The sequence below is a fragment of the Algoriphagus persicinus genome (assembly GCF_035156415.1).
GTDB classification, from domain to species: Bacteria; Bacteroidota; Bacteroidia; order Cytophagales; family Cyclobacteriaceae; genus Algoriphagus; species Algoriphagus persicinus.
Genome location: NZ_JAYEEY010000017.1, coordinates 31,674 through 48,242, shown reverse-complemented (window position 1 = coordinate 48,242; position 16,569 = coordinate 31,674). Strand labels below are relative to the sequence as shown.

10 protein-coding genes are annotated in these 16,569 nt (G+C 41.1%); 7 read left to right on the top strand and 3 right to left on the bottom strand.

The window, feature by feature from the left end:
* Window positions 1–254: 254 nt before the first annotated feature.
* The gene (gene pyrH / locus U3A58_RS14055; RefSeq protein ID WP_323824333.1) at window positions 255–965 is read left to right on the top strand and encodes a UMP kinase; all 711 of its coding nucleotides are present in this window, start codon (window positions 255–257) and stop codon (window positions 963–965) included.
* 11 nt (window positions 966–976) lie between these two features.
* Window positions 977–1,537 carry a ribosome recycling factor gene (gene frr, locus U3A58_RS14050; RefSeq protein ID WP_323824331.1) on the top strand — a complete coding sequence of 187 codons (561 nt, stop codon included), beginning with the start codon at window positions 977–979 and terminating at the stop codon, window positions 1,535–1,537.
* Window positions 1,538–1,766: 229 nt separating this feature from the next.
* Here frr and U3A58_RS14045 read toward each other — a convergent pair whose 3' ends face one another.
* Entirely contained in the window at window positions 1,767–4,424 is a 2,658-nt protein-coding gene (locus tag U3A58_RS14045) for a DUF5686 and carboxypeptidase regulatory-like domain-containing protein (protein WP_323824329.1), read from the bottom strand.
* 367 nt (window positions 4,425–4,791) lie between these two features.
* Between U3A58_RS14045 and U3A58_RS14040 the strand changes: the two genes are divergently transcribed.
* From U3A58_RS14040 to U3A58_RS14030, 3 genes are all read left to right on the top strand, one after another.
* Window positions 4,792–5,016, top strand: coding sequence for a hypothetical protein (locus U3A58_RS14040; RefSeq protein ID WP_323824327.1), 225 nt, complete (start codon window positions 4,792–4,794; stop codon window positions 5,014–5,016).
* 282 nt (window positions 5,017–5,298) lie between these two features.
* Complete coding sequence (locus U3A58_RS14035; RefSeq protein WP_323824325.1) at window positions 5,299–6,639, top strand: vanadium-dependent haloperoxidase; 1,341 nt, start codon at window positions 5,299–5,301, stop codon at window positions 6,637–6,639.
* Window positions 6,640–6,811: 172 nt separating this feature from the next.
* Complete coding sequence (locus tag U3A58_RS14030; RefSeq protein ID WP_323824323.1) at window positions 6,812–8,986, top strand: bifunctional alpha,alpha-trehalose-phosphate synthase (UDP-forming)/trehalose-phosphatase; 2,175 nt, start codon at window positions 6,812–6,814, stop codon at window positions 8,984–8,986.
* A gap of 106 nt (window positions 8,987–9,092) precedes the next feature.
* On the opposite strand, the gene U3A58_RS14025 is transcribed toward U3A58_RS14030, so the two are convergent.
* Window positions 9,093–9,986 (bottom strand): N-acetylmuramoyl-L-alanine amidase, encoded by an 894-nt coding sequence (locus U3A58_RS14025; RefSeq protein ID WP_323824321.1) that lies wholly within the window; start codon window positions 9,984–9,986, stop codon window positions 9,093–9,095.
* Between the two features lie 222 nt (window positions 9,987–10,208).
* Here U3A58_RS14025 and U3A58_RS14020 point away from each other — a divergent pair, with 222 nt between their 5' ends.
* The gene (locus U3A58_RS14020; RefSeq protein ID WP_323824319.1) at window positions 10,209–10,571 is read left to right on the top strand and encodes a DUF6567 family protein; all 363 of its coding nucleotides are present in this window, start codon (window positions 10,209–10,211) and stop codon (window positions 10,569–10,571) included.
* 182 nt (window positions 10,572–10,753) lie between these two features.
* On the opposite strand, the gene U3A58_RS14015 is transcribed toward U3A58_RS14020, so the two are convergent.
* Window positions 10,754–12,535, bottom strand: coding sequence for a glycoside hydrolase family 15 protein (locus tag U3A58_RS14015; RefSeq protein WP_323824317.1), 1,782 nt, complete (start codon window positions 12,533–12,535; stop codon window positions 10,754–10,756).
* Between the two features lie 1,063 nt (window positions 12,536–13,598).
* On the opposite strand from U3A58_RS14015, the gene U3A58_RS14010 reads away from it, so the two are divergent.
* The gene (locus tag U3A58_RS14010; RefSeq protein ID WP_323824315.1) at window positions 13,599–16,565 is read left to right on the top strand and encodes a SusC/RagA family TonB-linked outer membrane protein; all 2,967 of its coding nucleotides are present in this window, start codon (window positions 13,599–13,601) and stop codon (window positions 16,563–16,565) included.
* Window positions 16,566–16,569: the final 4 nt, after the last annotated feature.

The window sequence follows — 16,569 nt, the reverse complement described above, 5'->3', positions numbered from 1 at the left end:
ACTCTGAGAATTACTCGCCTCAAATAATCGTGACAATAGCGTAAAACAACCTCTGAAAACAACACCAAACACATGAAATCGAGCAAGTTGCAGGCAACACATGGAGAGATAATTTTCCGTTTTGCGAGATTCCATGTGACCAATAGAAAACAATTATAAACACATGAAATCGAGCATGACTCAAACGTCACACAGAGGGATGATTATCTACCATGCGAGATTCCATGTGACCGTTAAAAGACAATTATAAACACATGAAATACAAGAGAATACTGCTCAAACTCAGTGGAGAATCGCTAATGGGTGAAAAGAGTTACGGCATAGATCCTGTTAGACTTCAGCAATACACACAGGAGATCAAAAAAGTACAGGACATGGGTGTAGAAGTTGCAATCGTAATCGGAGGAGGCAATATTTTCAGAGGAGTACAAGCCGAAAAGTCTGGGATCGACAGGGTTCAAGGTGACTACATGGGGATGCTCGCAACTTTGATCAATGCGATGGCGCTGCAAAGTGCACTTGAGCAAGGTGGCATGTACACTCGCTTAATGTCCGGTATCAAAATCGAAAGTGTATGTGAACCTTTTATCCGCAGAAGAGCCATAAGACACCTAGAAAAAGGGCGTATTGTAATCTTTGGGGCAGGGATTGGAAATCCATATTTTACTACTGACTCCACTGCAAGTTTGAGAGCGATTGAAGTAGAGGCTGATATCGTATTGAAAGGGACTAGAGTGGATGGTGTCTATACTGCCGATCCAGAAAAAGATTCTACAGCCACAAAATATAAAATTATTTCGTTTCAAGAAGTTTATGAAAAGAACCTTAACGTCATGGATATGACGGCCTTTACGCTTTGCCAAGAAAACAACCTGCCCATCATCGTATTTGATATGAACCTGGCAGGTAATCTCAGCAAATTGGTACAGGGTGAAGAAATTGGTACTTTGATCACTTCTCTTTAAGCTTATACACCATGGAAGAAATCGAATTATACATTGACGAAGCAAAAGAATTGATGCATAAAGCGGTAGCTCATACGGCTACTGAACTTCTGAAAATCCGTGCCGGTAAGGCAATGCCTAATCTTCTGGACGGTATTATGGTTCAGTATTACGGCGCTAACACCCCCTTGAACCAAGTGTCTTCTGTAAATACGCCTGATGCGCGGACGCTTTCCATCAAGCCTTTTGAGCGATCAATGATTTCTGAGATCGAAAAAGCCATCATCAATTCAGACCTTGGATTGGCCCCTCAAAACAATGGAGAAGTGATCGTTCTTACCATTCCCGCTCTTACAGAAGAGAGACGGATCAATTTGGTGAAGCAAGCTAAGCATGAATGTGAAGGGGGGAAAATATCCCTAAGAACCGTTCGCAAAGACATCAATGACGAGCTAAAAAAACTACAAAAAGATGGCGCTTCTGAAGATGAAATAAAAAGAGCAGAGGAAGTCGTACAAAAACTAACCGATCAATTCTCTACTAAAATAGATGAGCTTCTCGCAAAAAAAGAGGTGGATATCATGAAAGTTTGACAAAGAAAAACCCGGTCTCAAGCCTGGTTTTTCTATTGTTATCCTACTTCACCAGAAGCCGGATTTAATTTGCACTTTCATCTCCGTTTGTGCATCCTTTAGCGTTTTCTCTTATCTCTATTCTCTTCCTCTCTTGCTTTGATGCAAAAGTCAAGAGAAATTAATATGACCCTCCCTTCCTGCCTATTACTTACCACATCCAACTTCCTACCCGCCACCATTTTTTTGTCTAGTTATCAATATTCACATTGATAAAGGTGGCAACCCCAAATCTCACCCCTCCCCTAAGGAAATCGGTATTTTCGAACCCAACTCCCATTTCCACTCGGAAGATTCTAAACAAATTGTCTAATGAATACCCCACTTCCCAGTATTGCGGGGAATTGTCTGTCTTCAAATAATTGAAGAAAATATTCTCTCTTACTCCGGAGAATCTGAGCATTGGAAGTTGAGTGAAAAGGAATTTCCTAAACTGGTAATGCACTATCCCTGACAAGTACTTTGAATTTGTGCTGTATTTATAATAATCCATAAAGCGATAATTCGAAGCTGGCCCGAAATTGGAAAAGATGGTTCTATTCCCTCCGAAATGCTGAAAATCAGGAAAGTAAACTTGGTCATTGGACAGAAATGTTCCTGCAGATAGCTTAAAATCCAGCTTACCGCTGACCCCAAACGTGTAATTATGCTTAATACTCAGTTCTACATGATCGAAATCCGCAGCAGATCCATCTCTACTTATGCCGCCAAATGCTTTATTGTAAGCCAACTTGATCAAAGGAGATCGATCTGCAATCGGATACTTACGCCCATTTCTAATCCCATATTTTATCCCCGGCCGCCATTCCAGTTCAGCGTTCAATTTTAGAATATCATGATCGCTAAATGAACCTGGATCAGTTTCCACATTCTCAGGTAGGTTGGAAGAGTACTCCCGTCCAGACTTATTGTAGAAGCTATACTTGTTTGTATTGAATAACTCTGATCGACGGGCATAGGTCATATTTGCCCGATAAGTAATCCCGCCATTGACCCGATGTGCCCAATATGCTTGCGCAAAATCCTGCTCATAAAGCTTCATGTAATTTTGCCTGAAAAACAAGGAATATAGCGCATTTACCTGCTCATTGATAGGCTCTCCACCGTTGAATTGATAGATGTACCTTCCTGCTTTTAAACCAAAAGTAGTTCCTGAGATCGGCAAAGTACTGGACCATCGAAAATCCACTTTCCCGTAAAATCGATTACTCGAAAACCCATACCGCAGCTCAGGCTCTATATTGAAACTTTTACGGTGAAAGCTCACACTGTCAGCCAACTTGGTTGATGACTGTTTTCTATAGAAAAGCCCCATTCCTAGTTTGAAACCCTCCAAAGTATTAAATGAAATCTTGGTCCAGTTTTGCTTGAACCCCATAGAAACACCTTTCCCCATACTGTAAGACCCTCCATTCATAAAATCAAGCGGCTTCAATTTCCGCTTTGCCTTCTTAGCCACAGAATCTACCTCACTCATCTTAGCCGCCTCCACTGTAGCCAAACTATCATCCCGCTGGTATCCCTGTATCTCACTTTCAGTCAACGGAACTGGACGAACACTATCCCAATAAGTTTGACCATACTTTTTGGCCAAAGAATCTACCTCATAATAGCTTTCACGGATCACATCTGGTTCTTCTTGCTCTTTCAGAGATTCCTTCTCGTATTCGTTCAGCAGTTTACGATACTCTTTTCGTGTTTTTGGTTCTTCCTTGGCAAGCTGTTCCAAAGCAGATATGGACTTATCGAAAGCTACCGCATCCTCAGGTACCTCCTGTACTTTCTCATCAATGATCTCAGGTACGACTTCCAGATCTGGATTCAGCTCTATCTCATATTCACGCGTAGAGGCCAGGTATTTGAAATTCCCTTCGAATCCAAAAATCTTCCCTCCAAAATCGTAAGTATGCGTCAGCGGCATCCATACATTCTCAGCCACTGGGGCATACTGCTGCTTGGCTTTAATCTGAAATCCAAGCAAGGAAGTCTGCAGATTCAAACTATGAATCGCCCACAAATCTTCGATGATGTAAATGAATCCTTCAAAGACCTGCTCACCTCGGGATCTGGGAGTCACTTTGATCTTACTCACTAATACATTCTGATCAAAAAAACTTCCCTCATAGTTAAACTTATAGTACACAAATGCTGAGCGAGAAAGTGGTGAGATAATACCATTGATTTTCTCTTGATAAAAAGTGGTTTGAATATAGGGAGCCGGCGAAGTGGATTGATTATCTCCATTGGTACGGATAGAAATCACTTTTTCCTCCACTTTATTAGGCTGTGTAAACGTGATTCTCGATACCGATTCAGAGGTATAAGCCTCGTTAAGTTTGAGTCCTTCTTTTTCTATGGTTTTTCTCAAGAAAAAAGGTGCATCTGTCAATTTTCCTGTTCCTTTCAGATAGACTGTCATGCTGTATTTTTGGATCTGGAGTCTATGATATTTGGCTTTAGCGATTGCTTTGCGCATGATGGTCAGTGCAGGATCTTCTGCCCCAGCCCTTACCTCCACCTCTGCAAGTGTATATTCCTGCGGCTCCAATACAAAGTCTTTTGTCGTCCAGTCATCGGTCACAATGATAGTTTCGAGCTGGGATTTGTAACCAAGATATTGGACCAATACATCGTAAATCCCCTTCGGAAGCTTATACTCATAATTCCCTTCCTCATTGGTGGGCACTCCATCACCAAGATTACGGATATAGACCGAAGCAAATGCCAAAGGCTCACCATCAGATGACCTCACTTTTCCCCTGATACCTTGGGCTGTGGCGTCATAGCTAAAAAATACTGCTACTAGTGAAAGACATATAACCAAAATTAATTGTACTGGTTTTTTCATAAAAAGTAGGAATGTAGCTCAAGATAAACAGCTTTTCAAAAACGTCCTTTCCCATAAGGATGTTTTAAGATGATTTAGGAATGAGGCAAACTCCTTGACCATTCTCAAGTGCTAATCCCGCTGACTGCTTAGGATTTCTAGTCAAAAAATATGATTCCCCAAAAATCAAGATTGAATATATATATATTAGTGCTTGATCCGAAGGCTTAAATCCAAAAAAACTAGCTTGACGGTCACCTAACGTGACTTAAAGAATCCTACTCATCATACTCTATTTCCTGGTTATCTCCTGTCAGAAAAAAAAAGGAGGTTGAGCCCACTTTATTTGAATTTATCTCTCCAGAAGAATCTGGAGAGGCCTCCAGCAATGACCTCGCTTATGATGAGTCATTCAATATTTTCACCCACCGCAATTATTACAACGGAAGAGGAGTGGCGTTGGGCTACATCAATAATGATGGCTTATTGGATATTTAAGTATGCAATTCCGGTGATGGCAGCTTCGGTTTTTGGCCGAATTTTCAGCATGGATTTCAGCTGGCAGGTGATGTCAGAGTTTTTGCAAAGCTGGAAAACAGAAAGCTTTTGGTAGTTAAAAACAATGCATCTTCAGAAATATGGAAGCACTAGCCTATGAGTAACAGCTCTTTTTTCACAAAGCAACATACTTTAAAGCTTAACATCCAAAGCATTTCGAATGCTCTTCTCGGAGCACATTATTTGCGTCACCCTAATCCTAAACTTCCTAAAAATCATTGCAAAGTGTCCTAATTTCCAATAGCTTTGAGGCTCAAACTCAACAAATTGAAATCCGTTTCAATAAAGCTGAACCACGATTTCAGATATAAAAAATCCCAAAAACAAATCCCAAAATATGCGTACCGTTAAATTCATGCTCTTTTCAGGGATTCTCCTGATTGCTGTCTCTTGCGCAAAACAGACCGATTATTCCCAAACCATTACAGATGGTCACTATATAAATGAAGCTCAGGATAGAATCACAGAAGTGATCATTCACGATATTTTCTCTCCTCCCGTAGCGGCGAGAATCTACACGTATGCCTCACTTGCTGCTTATGAAGTGGCTGCCTCTGTCGATCCCAATTATATGTCTCTTTTGGGGCAACTAAATGGATCAGAGAAAGTATCCTTCTCCCCTTCGGAAAAAGTATATCCACCCTTAGCTTCACTTGTGGCTTATTATTATGTAGGTACTGGATTAATCTTTTCAGAAGAAATGATGAATAAGCATAGAGATGCTACCTACGCCGAATTGATGGATAAAGGCATTCCAGAGGATGTATTTGAAGCTTCTATTGCCTTTGGTAAAGAAGTGGGTGACGTGATCAAAGCATATTCCTCCAAAGACAATTATCACCAGAGTCGCTCTTTCCCAAAATTTACCGTCACTGGCGAAGAAGGAACCTGGCAGCCAACTCCGCCTGCATACATGGAAGCTATAGAACCACACTGGAATAAAATCAGACCGTTCGTGCTGGACTCAGCATCACAGTTCAGACCACTTCCTCCTCTTCCATTCTCTACTGAGCCTGAAAGTGAATTCTTCAAAGTGGCTAAAGAAGTCTATGACATGGACAAGCGAGCTTCTCAGGAACAAAAAGACATCGCACTATTCTGGGATTGCAATCCTTACAAGATGAATGTGAAAGGCCATGTGATGTTTGCAGAGAAGAAGATTACTCCTGGCGGACATTGGATGAGTATAGCAGCGATTGCATCCAAAGGAGCCGGAAGAGATTGGAAAGGTACCGCAGAGGCTTTTGCCATGACGGGAATTTCACTTAATGAAGCCTTCATTTCCTGCTGGGATGAAAAATACCGGAGTAACCTTGTCAGACCAGAAACCTACATCAATCAGCACATTGATGAGCAATGGGTACCCTTATTGCAAACACCTCCTTTTCCTGAGCATACCAGCGGACACAGCGTAGCCTCTGCTGCTTCTGCTTATACCTTAGCTCAACTTTTTGGAGATGAATTCCATATCGTTGACAGCTCGGAAGTTGCCTATGGGCTTCCTATACGGGAATATGACTCCTTCTCTCAAGCCGCAGAAGAAGCTGCGCTAAGCAGGTTTTATGGAGGAATCCACTACCGTCCTGCCATTGAGTACGGCATTACTGAAGGGCGAGACTTAGCCAAATTCATCTGGACAAGAGTAGAAACTAAGTCCAAAAGTATAGCAAGCAATTAACGCTAAAGCATCCACCACCCTGGATGCTTTTTTGTTTCCAAATTGTGAAACCTAGATCAAGATTGAACTCAAGTTGCCTTATTTTGTTTTTTTTCAAAGAGATATTCTGTACCTTCTCTGGTCACCTTTTTGAATTGGACTTTTCCTTTTCTTGTTTTTAAACCTACCCTTTATGTCAAAAACCATTATAGTTTCCAATCGCCTACCAATCAGTTTAAGACACCGGAATGGCCGATTTGAATTCAAACCAAGTGCTGGAGGATTAGCCACAGGGCTTGGATCTATTTATAAAGAAGGAGAAAATATTTGGATCGGATGGCCTGGAAACACGGTGGACGATCCCGAGCAGAGAGCAGAAATCATCCTCGAACTTCATGAGCTAAAAATGGCTCCTGTCTTCCTTTCCAAAGAAGATGTGGAAGAATTTTATGAAGGGTTTAGTAACGAAACGCTTTGGCCAGCATTCCACTACTTTACCCAATACATGGTCTATAATCCTGAGCATTGGGAAGCTTATGTTCGCGTGAATCAAAAGTTTTGTGATGCTATATTGAAAAAAGCAGGGCCCGATGATACGATATGGGTCCATGATTACCAGCTGCTTTTATTACCCCAAATGCTACGAGATGTATTGCCAAATGCTACCATCGCATTTTTCCAGCATATTCCATTCCCTTCCTATGAGATCATCCGCATGATTCCATGGCGGAAGGAATTACTTGAGGGAGTTTGTGGAGCAGATTTGATAGGTTTCCATACCTATGATGACATGCGCCATTTTCTAAGTGCAGTAGGTAGAATTACTGGCTTATCGAGCGAAAGCGGCTATATCCAAGCTGAGAATAGAATCATCAATGTGGATTCATTTCCTATGGGAATTGATTACGACAAATTTGCAAAGCAGGCAAAAAGCAAACGGACGCTACGCTTTGTGAAGGAATTTGGTAAGCAAGTGGAAGATCAAAAACTGCTTCTTACCATTGATCGCTTAGATTATTCCAAAGGAATTCCACAGCGTATCCAGGCTTTCAATCAATTGCTGGAGCAACATAAGGAGCTTCATGGAAAAGTGTCCATGATCATGATCGTGGTGCCAAGCCGAGACAAAGTCCAATCCTACAAAGAACTTAAAGAAGAGATTGACCTATTGGTAGGTCGTATAAATAGTGAGCACTCTACGCTGAATTGGGTACCGGTGCATTATTTCTACAGAAGTTTCCCATTCGAAGAACTCAGTGCATTTTATAACATGTCTGACATCGCACTAGTAACGCCGCTTCGCGACGGGATGAACTTGGTTTGTAAGGAATTTGTGGCAAGCCAAACTGATCAGACTGGTGTATTGATTCTCTCAGAAATGGCAGGAGCCTCCAAAGAGCTTCAAGATGCAATCCTAGTCAATCCAAATGACAGGCAAGGCGTGGTGGATGCGATTTACAATGCCTTATCTATGCCGCTGGCTGAGCAGATCGCCCGAATGAAAAGCATGCAGGCAAGCCTGAAAAAGTATGATGTTTTCCAATGGGTGAAAGTATTTATGGATCGTCTGGATCATGTGAAGAAAAAGCAAGAAGAATTGACTTCCAAGGACGTGGATGCTAAGGTGATGAATGAGATCCAGGCAAGTTTCAAAAAAGCTAAAAATGCTGTTTTGTTCCTTGACTATGATGGCACATTAACCGGTTTTCATTCAGACCCACAGAAAGCTTCGCCTGATGAAGAATTGAAAGGGATTGTAAAAGACTTAAGCGCACTTGCCCAAGTAGTGATTATCTCAGGAAGAGATAAGGACACACTGGGAAGATGGTTTGAAGGGCAAACTATAGACATGATTGCCGAGCATGGTGTGTGGGTAAAAAGAAAAGAGAATCAAGGTGATTGGGAGCTATATGCCGAAGTAGAAGACGGCTGGAAAGAGGATATTCATAAAATAATGGAGTATTATGTACTCAGAACCCCAGGTGCTTTCATAGAAGAGAAGCATCATTCTCTCGTATGGCATTATAGAAAAGTAGAAAGTGGATTAGGAGATCTAAGAATGCGCGAACTCTTCAGCCATTTGAAATATATGGCAAGTGGCCACAACTTGCAGGTGCTGGAAGGAAATATGGTCTTAGAAATCAAGCGACCTGACATCAATAAAGGGCGTGCTGCCACAGCGATGATGAAAGGGACAGAATATGACTTTGTTTTGGCCATAGGTGATGACTGGACGGATGAAGACACGTTCAAAGCGATGCCTAAAAACGCATATTCGATTCGTGTGGGCTATGCCTATACGCAAGCCAATTACAATATCAAATCATTCAGACAAGTACGCCAGTTGCTTCAGAAGTTAACTACTTGATTGATTTGATAATTGGATTAAGAATATAAAGCAAGGGCGAAAGATTTTTCGCCTTTGCTCATTTGCGCCCTCCGCGTCATTCTTGGTAAAGTCTGCTTCTAGAACACTACAGATATTTTTTATAGAGGTTATCGAGAATTCGCTTGTCTGTTTCTGTCAAATCAGATTCTATATCGCGCTGAATAAAATGAAGCTTGAATGAGCGCATCGCAGCTTTTGGATCGCTCACATCATACCCGATTATCCTAAGTGCAAGAACTGGATCTAGCCTATTTTCGGCAATAGAGTCAGTGTTTTCAATAGCTATTGATGAATTATCCTGAAAAGTAAGGATCGGAAAAACTACATCTTCATCATACCAAAGACCAAAGCCTTCATCCGCCAGTTTTTTCCATGGAAAATAAGTACTCGGATCAACTTTTCGTGATGGAGCTATATCAGAATGCCCGATAAAATTGCCGGTAGGAATTCCATATTTCCACTTCAACCGCTTCAGTAGTACCACCAGACTTTCTATTTGTGCTGTTGTAAATGGCTCACTCCCATTATTATCCAGTTCTATGCCGATAGATGCTGAATTTAGATCGGTATCATTTCCCCAACGTCCTCTTCCGGCATGCCAGGAACGCAGGTAATCATTCAGCATCTGCACGATTTCACCATCTCTGCCTACTACATAATGCGAGCTTACCTGAGTGCGACTGAGGGTAAAGGTGGTGATGGTCTGGGCCAGTGAGTCCTGAGCAGTGTGATGGATGATCACATAGTTAGGCTTTCGGATACTGAAATTCGTAGTCCCCACCCATTCATCAGTGATGCTCAGTGTATCATTCTTAAGTTCAGCCTTGGTTTTAGGGATTTCTCGGATAGAAGCAGTGGCTTCATTCACTGCCTTTCTATGTGCATTATTATTCTTTCGGTAGATGTCTCTTGAGCAGGAAGCAAAAGCTAACGAGGCTATAATCAATAAAACGGAAGAGGTGATTCTACGGGAACTCATTGGGAAATGGATAAGTAAAAAACAATTGAAGCAAGGATCATGCAGTTAAACACCAAGATGAGTATAGAACTATCAAATATCCAGCAAAATTAACCCAAACCTCAGACATGAAAACTAAATTCAATGACTCTGAAGGATTTAAGATGTAGTGATATTAAAATTACAGTAAATAGATAGTTGATTAAAACTATGTTTATATCTTTGTAAATAACATTTTAATTCATGAAAAGAATATTACTTTCCTTTGGCGTAGCTGCTTTACTATTTTCGGGCTGTGCAACTCATAGTGCTTATACTGGCACTGTAAACACGCATCAGACCAACGTTGTCCTTTCTGAAAACAATTACAAGGTAACAGACCAGGTAACAGGAAGTGCTAAAGCCACTTATGTGTTAGGTATTGGAGGCTTGAGTAAAAAGTCTCTTGTGGAAGCTGCAAGACAAGACATGTACTCCAAAGCCAACTTAGTAGGAGGCTCAAAAGCTTTAGTGAATGAGACCTTCGATACCAAGTCTTCCTTTTTCATTTTATTCTGGAAAAAACAGGTGACTACTTCTGCCAGTGTGATAGAGTTCACCAAGTAGGTATTCAAGTATCACTAAGTAGTTAATCAAATTTTGAAGCTACTAGTAACGCACTATTTGCTAAAATTAAATAGTGTGAAATTTCCCGCAGATCGGCGCAAATGCAGAATTCCGCAAATAAAATACTCACTAAACTTGTGAAGACCAGCGGAATTTATCAGTGTCAATCTGCGGAAAATACATTACAAGAAATTCGGTCTATCCAACTTCCTCCCGATACGGAAAGCTGCATTCATCAATCCGACATGGGAATATGCCTGCGGGAAATTTCCCCACTGGCTTCCTGTTTTATGATCCACATCTTCAGAGAATAACTTGAGGTGATTGCAATATTTCACCAGAGTCTCGAATCCTTCTACAGCCTCAGCCAATCTTCCCACACAAGCGAGCGCTTCAATATACCAGAATGCACAGATCAAGAAAGTGGTCTCAGGCACACCAAAATCATCCATATGCTTATACCGATAGAAGAGGAAATCCTTTGCCAATAGCTCTTCTTCCAAGGCTTTAAGGTGATCATTTGCACGCTCCAAATCCTCCCCAAAATACCCCATAGTAATTAATTGAAGTGTAGAGGCATCCATGTACGTGGAACCCAATGCCTGTGCATAAGCCTTTCGGTCAGGAAGATAGCAGGATTCAATTTTTTGAACTGCTACATCTCTCAGCTGAATTGCTTTTTGATACATGTTGTCATCTTTCAGACGAGTACCGATTTTGGCAGCAGCGCAGGCCCCAGCCCAGTGAAACAAGAAAGTATAGCAATGCTCCTGAGCTAGATTTCTAAATTCCCAGAGTCCTGCATCCTTTTCATTCATTGTTGCTTCGATCTTGTTCAGCAGATTCATGATCATCGGCTTGGAGCTACTTCTCTCCTCTTCGGTAAAACGCTGATCGGAATAAAGCGGTAATAAGGACACCAACACCTGGCCATAGAGATCATTCTGGATATGCGTATAAGCCTGATTACCAAATCGAACAGGCTTCTCCCCCATATAACCCGCCAAATCTGAAATCTCTTCCGTCAAAAGTGAATCGCCTGTGATGGAATAAAGTGGTTGATACCTCCCATCCGGCCCAGGCTTGAGGTTATGAATAAATTCGAAGTACTTTTCCAATTCCTCAAAGTGCCCCAAACTGTTAAAACAGGTCAGGGTATAATAGCTATCACGTATCCAGCAGTAGCGGTAATCCCAGTTACGGGTAGAACCAGGCGACTCTGGTAGGCTTGTAGTAGAAGCGGCGATGATTGCACCGGTATCCTCGTATTGGTGAATCTTCAGAATCAGAGCAGATCTCAAAACCAACTTCTGATGAAAGTTGGATATACTCGTGGACTTCACCCATTCTTGCCAATAAGCAGTGGTTGCATGCAGAAAACGCTCAGAAGTGGTCTCAATGGCTGCTTCCAACGGCCTCCCGTATGTAAGCACCAGGTATATAGGTTTATTCAGCGAAAAGGCTTTTCCATCCATAATGTAGCTCAATGGCGCATTAGTGGACAGTCTGAGCTCCTGATCAGTATTCATAAATCGGATATGATTACTCCCCATACTGGATTTTAGCAATCTAGCTCCATGCTCTGCTGATGGCTGGCACTTGATGAGTATTGATGGCGAACCAGAAACCACTTCGATCTTTCTGATCAGCATCAGGGGTTTATAGTAGCGATCAAAATTCTTAAACCTGGGAGCAAAATCAGTTACCGAATAGCTATCCTCGCCAGAGGTCATGGTAGTCTTTAAGATATTTGTGTTTTCGAGGTAAACTTGAGACGACTTAAATTCTCCAGATTCAGGGTGTATGGTGAATTCCCCGCCTTTCTCCCGATCCAGCATTCCCCCAAAAATAAAATCAGAATCAAATCTTGGCAGACACATCCAGCTGATATTGGTGTCCAGTTCTACATGGGCGATATAGGCACAGTTGCCGATCACCCCACTTCCATAGGTATGTTTTTTCATTAAGGTCAGGTTTGAAATGGGAAAAGTACGGGCTTTTGGGTCTGAAGCAAGAAAGTAAAAAAGGGGACAGAATGCAAAAATCCTGTCCACTAAAGAAATTTTGAAAGAATGTTAATAATCAAACCGCACCAGATTGGGATCAATACTCACCGTCATTGAAAAGACTTCCCTGTTCCAGTGCTTTTTTCAGAGCTGTTTAGTTTAGATAGCCACTTCTAGTATTTCAATAAATCATTAAAAAATTATCCTCATCCTGAAAGAACAAACTCATTTGTTGGAGTGATACTCAATACTCCTTCGAACCCGACTTGCCTCACTTGCTTTTCAATAAGTTCTTGCGTTGAATAGATATTTCCATTATTTATATAACAAATTCTTCCATGAAATACCGTAAAATACATGGTGAAAAAAGAAACAAAAGATTTAGAAAAAATCCATCACTCCTACATACATAGCATTATCCATAAAATATTAAATGGGGTCAGATAGAGTATTCAAATCTTCAAAAGGCAACTCTTTCCCAAACCCTAGAATGTACTTGAGTTCAATAAGATACTCATCTACATTAACCGCATATAGGGTATCCCTCAATCCCAACGCTAGTAAATAATTGTGTTCATCAATCTTTGATAAGATGTTTCTTTTATCCAAAGGGCTGTCATATAACACCGGATCAAAGGGAAATCCTGACAGTTTAACCTCACCATCCTGATAGATAGCTACATTGGATTCTCCATTGATTTAGCTGTAAATAACTATCAATTTCCCATTTTCTAAATAGACCAAATCAGAATACATAAATTGCAATTGACAGTTTCAGTATATCCAATCAGTTTGCACAGAAATAAAAAAACATTATTAGGCAATTAAAGGAGAGGCAATACTTTTATACTGATATTTTGAAAATTAATCAGGGAAATGAATTGCATTTCAAATATTAATTCTTGAGATTCGTAAACGAAGGACTTGAATCTCAATTTAGAATACCGCTTCTGAATATCTTGTGAGATCCGTGACATTTCAATGAGTTCAATTATTAATCTAACCCATTAACCAAATTACTATGAAAAAGCAGAGGAAGTTATCTTTCCTGTTGGTTTTCCTGCTATGCCTGAGCCTGACTAGCCTGTCATTTGCCCAACAGGAGGAAATAACTGGCACAGTTACGGACATTGAATCCGGCGAGGGTATTCCTGGAGTGACTATCCTTGTAAAGGGGACCACCAAAGGGGCAATTACCGATTTAGATGGGAGCTTTTCGATTACAGCAGGACCGGAAGAAGTCCTCGTATTTTCATTTTTAGGCTATGATCCCGTAGAGCAACCAGTAGCCAACCGTTCAGTCATCAATATTAGTTTATCGCCAAATATTCAGGCCCTTAACGAGGTAGTGGTCGTAGGCTATGGTACCCAGGAAAGGAAGGAAATCACAAGTGCTGTGACCAGTGTCAAGGCAGAGGATTTCAACCAAGGTACTGTAAATGACCCGCGTCAATTGCTTCAAGGTAAAGTGGCGGGTTTGAATATTGCCAGACCTGGAGGTAACCCCAACGGCGGCTTTAATATGCGTCTACGAGGAATTTCTTCAATTGGAGAAAATGCTGAACCTCTTGTAGTAATAGATGGTGTGATCGGAGGTTCTTTAAGTACAGTCGATCCTAATGACATCGAGTCTATGGACGTACTTAAAGATGGATCAGCTGCCGCAATATATGGAACTAGGGGTTCTGCAGGGGTAATCTTGGTAACCACTAAATCTGGAAAAGTAGGGAGAACTGTAGTCGAATTCAACACCACCATGGCAGTTGAAAATGTGGCGAGAACCATCAGTGTAATGGATGCTGATGAATATAGACAGGTTCCGAATTCTATTGATCTTGGTGGCAACACCAACTGGTTAGATGAGGTTACTAACACAGGCTTAAGTTTTGTAAACAACCTATCGTTGGGAGGAGGCACTGCCTCAACAAGCTATAGGGTTTCTATCAACTCACGAAATGTGGATGGTGTAGGTATCAATTCCGGTTTTGACCAATTGAACGCAAGGTTAAACCTAACCCAAAAGGCACTAAAAGATAAAGCCATCTTCACAGTAAACCTTTCAACTACCTCGATTGACAGAGAATTTGGAAATGACAACTCTTTCAGATATGCGATTGTAAGTAATCCTACTATCCCTGTAAGAAGTTCATTACCACAGGATGTCCAATTCGGAGGATACACCGAGCGAGATATTTTCGACTGGTTCAATCCCGTTTCCATTGCTGAGCAAAATATTTCTAATGGTCGTGACAGCAAGTTGTTAGCTAGTATTCGAGGCGAATACAATTTCACAAATAAATTCAGAGGTGCTGTATTCTATGCAAGCCAAAGAGAAACAGATTGGAGAGGAGCATACTCACCAAAAACAGCAAAATTTGGAGGAGGGTTTGGTAGAAATGGCCTTGCTACTGTTTCAAATAATGAGCGACTAAATGAGCTGTTTGAGACCACTTTAAATTATGATGAAAATGTGGGCAAAGTCGGCATGGCTTTCTTGGCAGGTTATTCCTATCAGGAGTTTTTCAATCAAGGTGATTTCACTCAGGCAGGTAATTTCCTAACTGATGCTTTCACATATAATAATATAGGGGCAGCACTTGATTTGGCCAATGGTTTAGCAAATGTTTCAAGTTATGCTAACTCAAACAAGTTGGTAGCATTCTTTGGACGTGCAAACTTCAATTTAGATGATACTTACCTTTTATCTCTTAGTGCTAGATATGAAGGATCAAGTAGATTTGGAGCCAATAACAAATGGGGTTTGTTTCCTGCAGTTAGTGCAGGTGTCAATATTGCCAATTTGGTCGATATGCCAGGTGTGAGTGCTATGAAATTCAGAGCAAGTTATGGTAGAACAGGTACTCAGCCAGGACAATCTTATTTGTCACTGCTAAGGTTTGGACGTCAGGGTAACTTCTTTTACAATGGACAGTTCGTGCCTTCCTACGGCCCAGTATCCAATGCTAACCCAGACTTGGCTTGGGAAACAAAGGACGAATATAATGTTGGTTTGGATTTTGTCATCCTCAACAACAGACTGGATGGTGCGATCGATTACTACACCAGGGTCACGACAGGTATGATCTTACCGATTAATGTCCCTGTTCCACCAAACCTTTTCCCTACTACCCAATTGAACATAGGTGAAATGGCCAACTCGGGTCTGGAGGTCATGTTGAATTTTAAAGCCATTCAAAATTCTGATTTCACATGGAATACCGGTGTCAATTTCTCTACTTTGAAGACCAACTTGAGAAGTCTTTCTTCAGGAGACCTGAGTTTTGGAGAGGTTAATTACCGTTCCAACTTTGGTTCACCTGGTCAAAACCTAACTCAATTGATCCGAATCCAAGAAAATGGTCCTTTGGGACAAATCTGGGGGCCGGTATTTGATGGAATCAATGATGACGGAAGCCCAAGGATGAAAGTCATCAATGGAACAGCATTAGATGAAAACGACAATCCTATTTATTGTAACTGTAATGATGACCGTACCCAATTGGGCACCGCCTACCCTACTTTAAATTTCGGATTCAATAATAACTTCAATTACAAAAATTGGGACTTGAATTTCTTTTTCAGAGGAGCAATTGGTCACTATCTGATCAACAGTTATAGAGGTTTCTATGAAAACACAGAAGGTACCACTGTGCAGAACTATAACATAGTAAATACAAAGTACTATGACCCAAGTATCACCAAGGCTGAATATAATAGTAGCCACGTTGAAAAAGCTGATTTCGTAGTTCTTGACAATGCCACCTTAGGATACAACTTTAACGTGAGTCCTGGAAAGGCAATTGGAAGAATTAGGACTTTCATCTCTGTCCAAAATCCGTTCATGATAACTGGTTATACAGGAGTTGATCCTGAAGTAAGGTATGGAGATTCTGAGGCGGGAAATGATCCGCTTGCTCCAGGCATAGAGCGTAGAGCAACGTATTTCACTACTATGATCACTACATTCGGTCTAAATTTAACTTTCTAAGCTA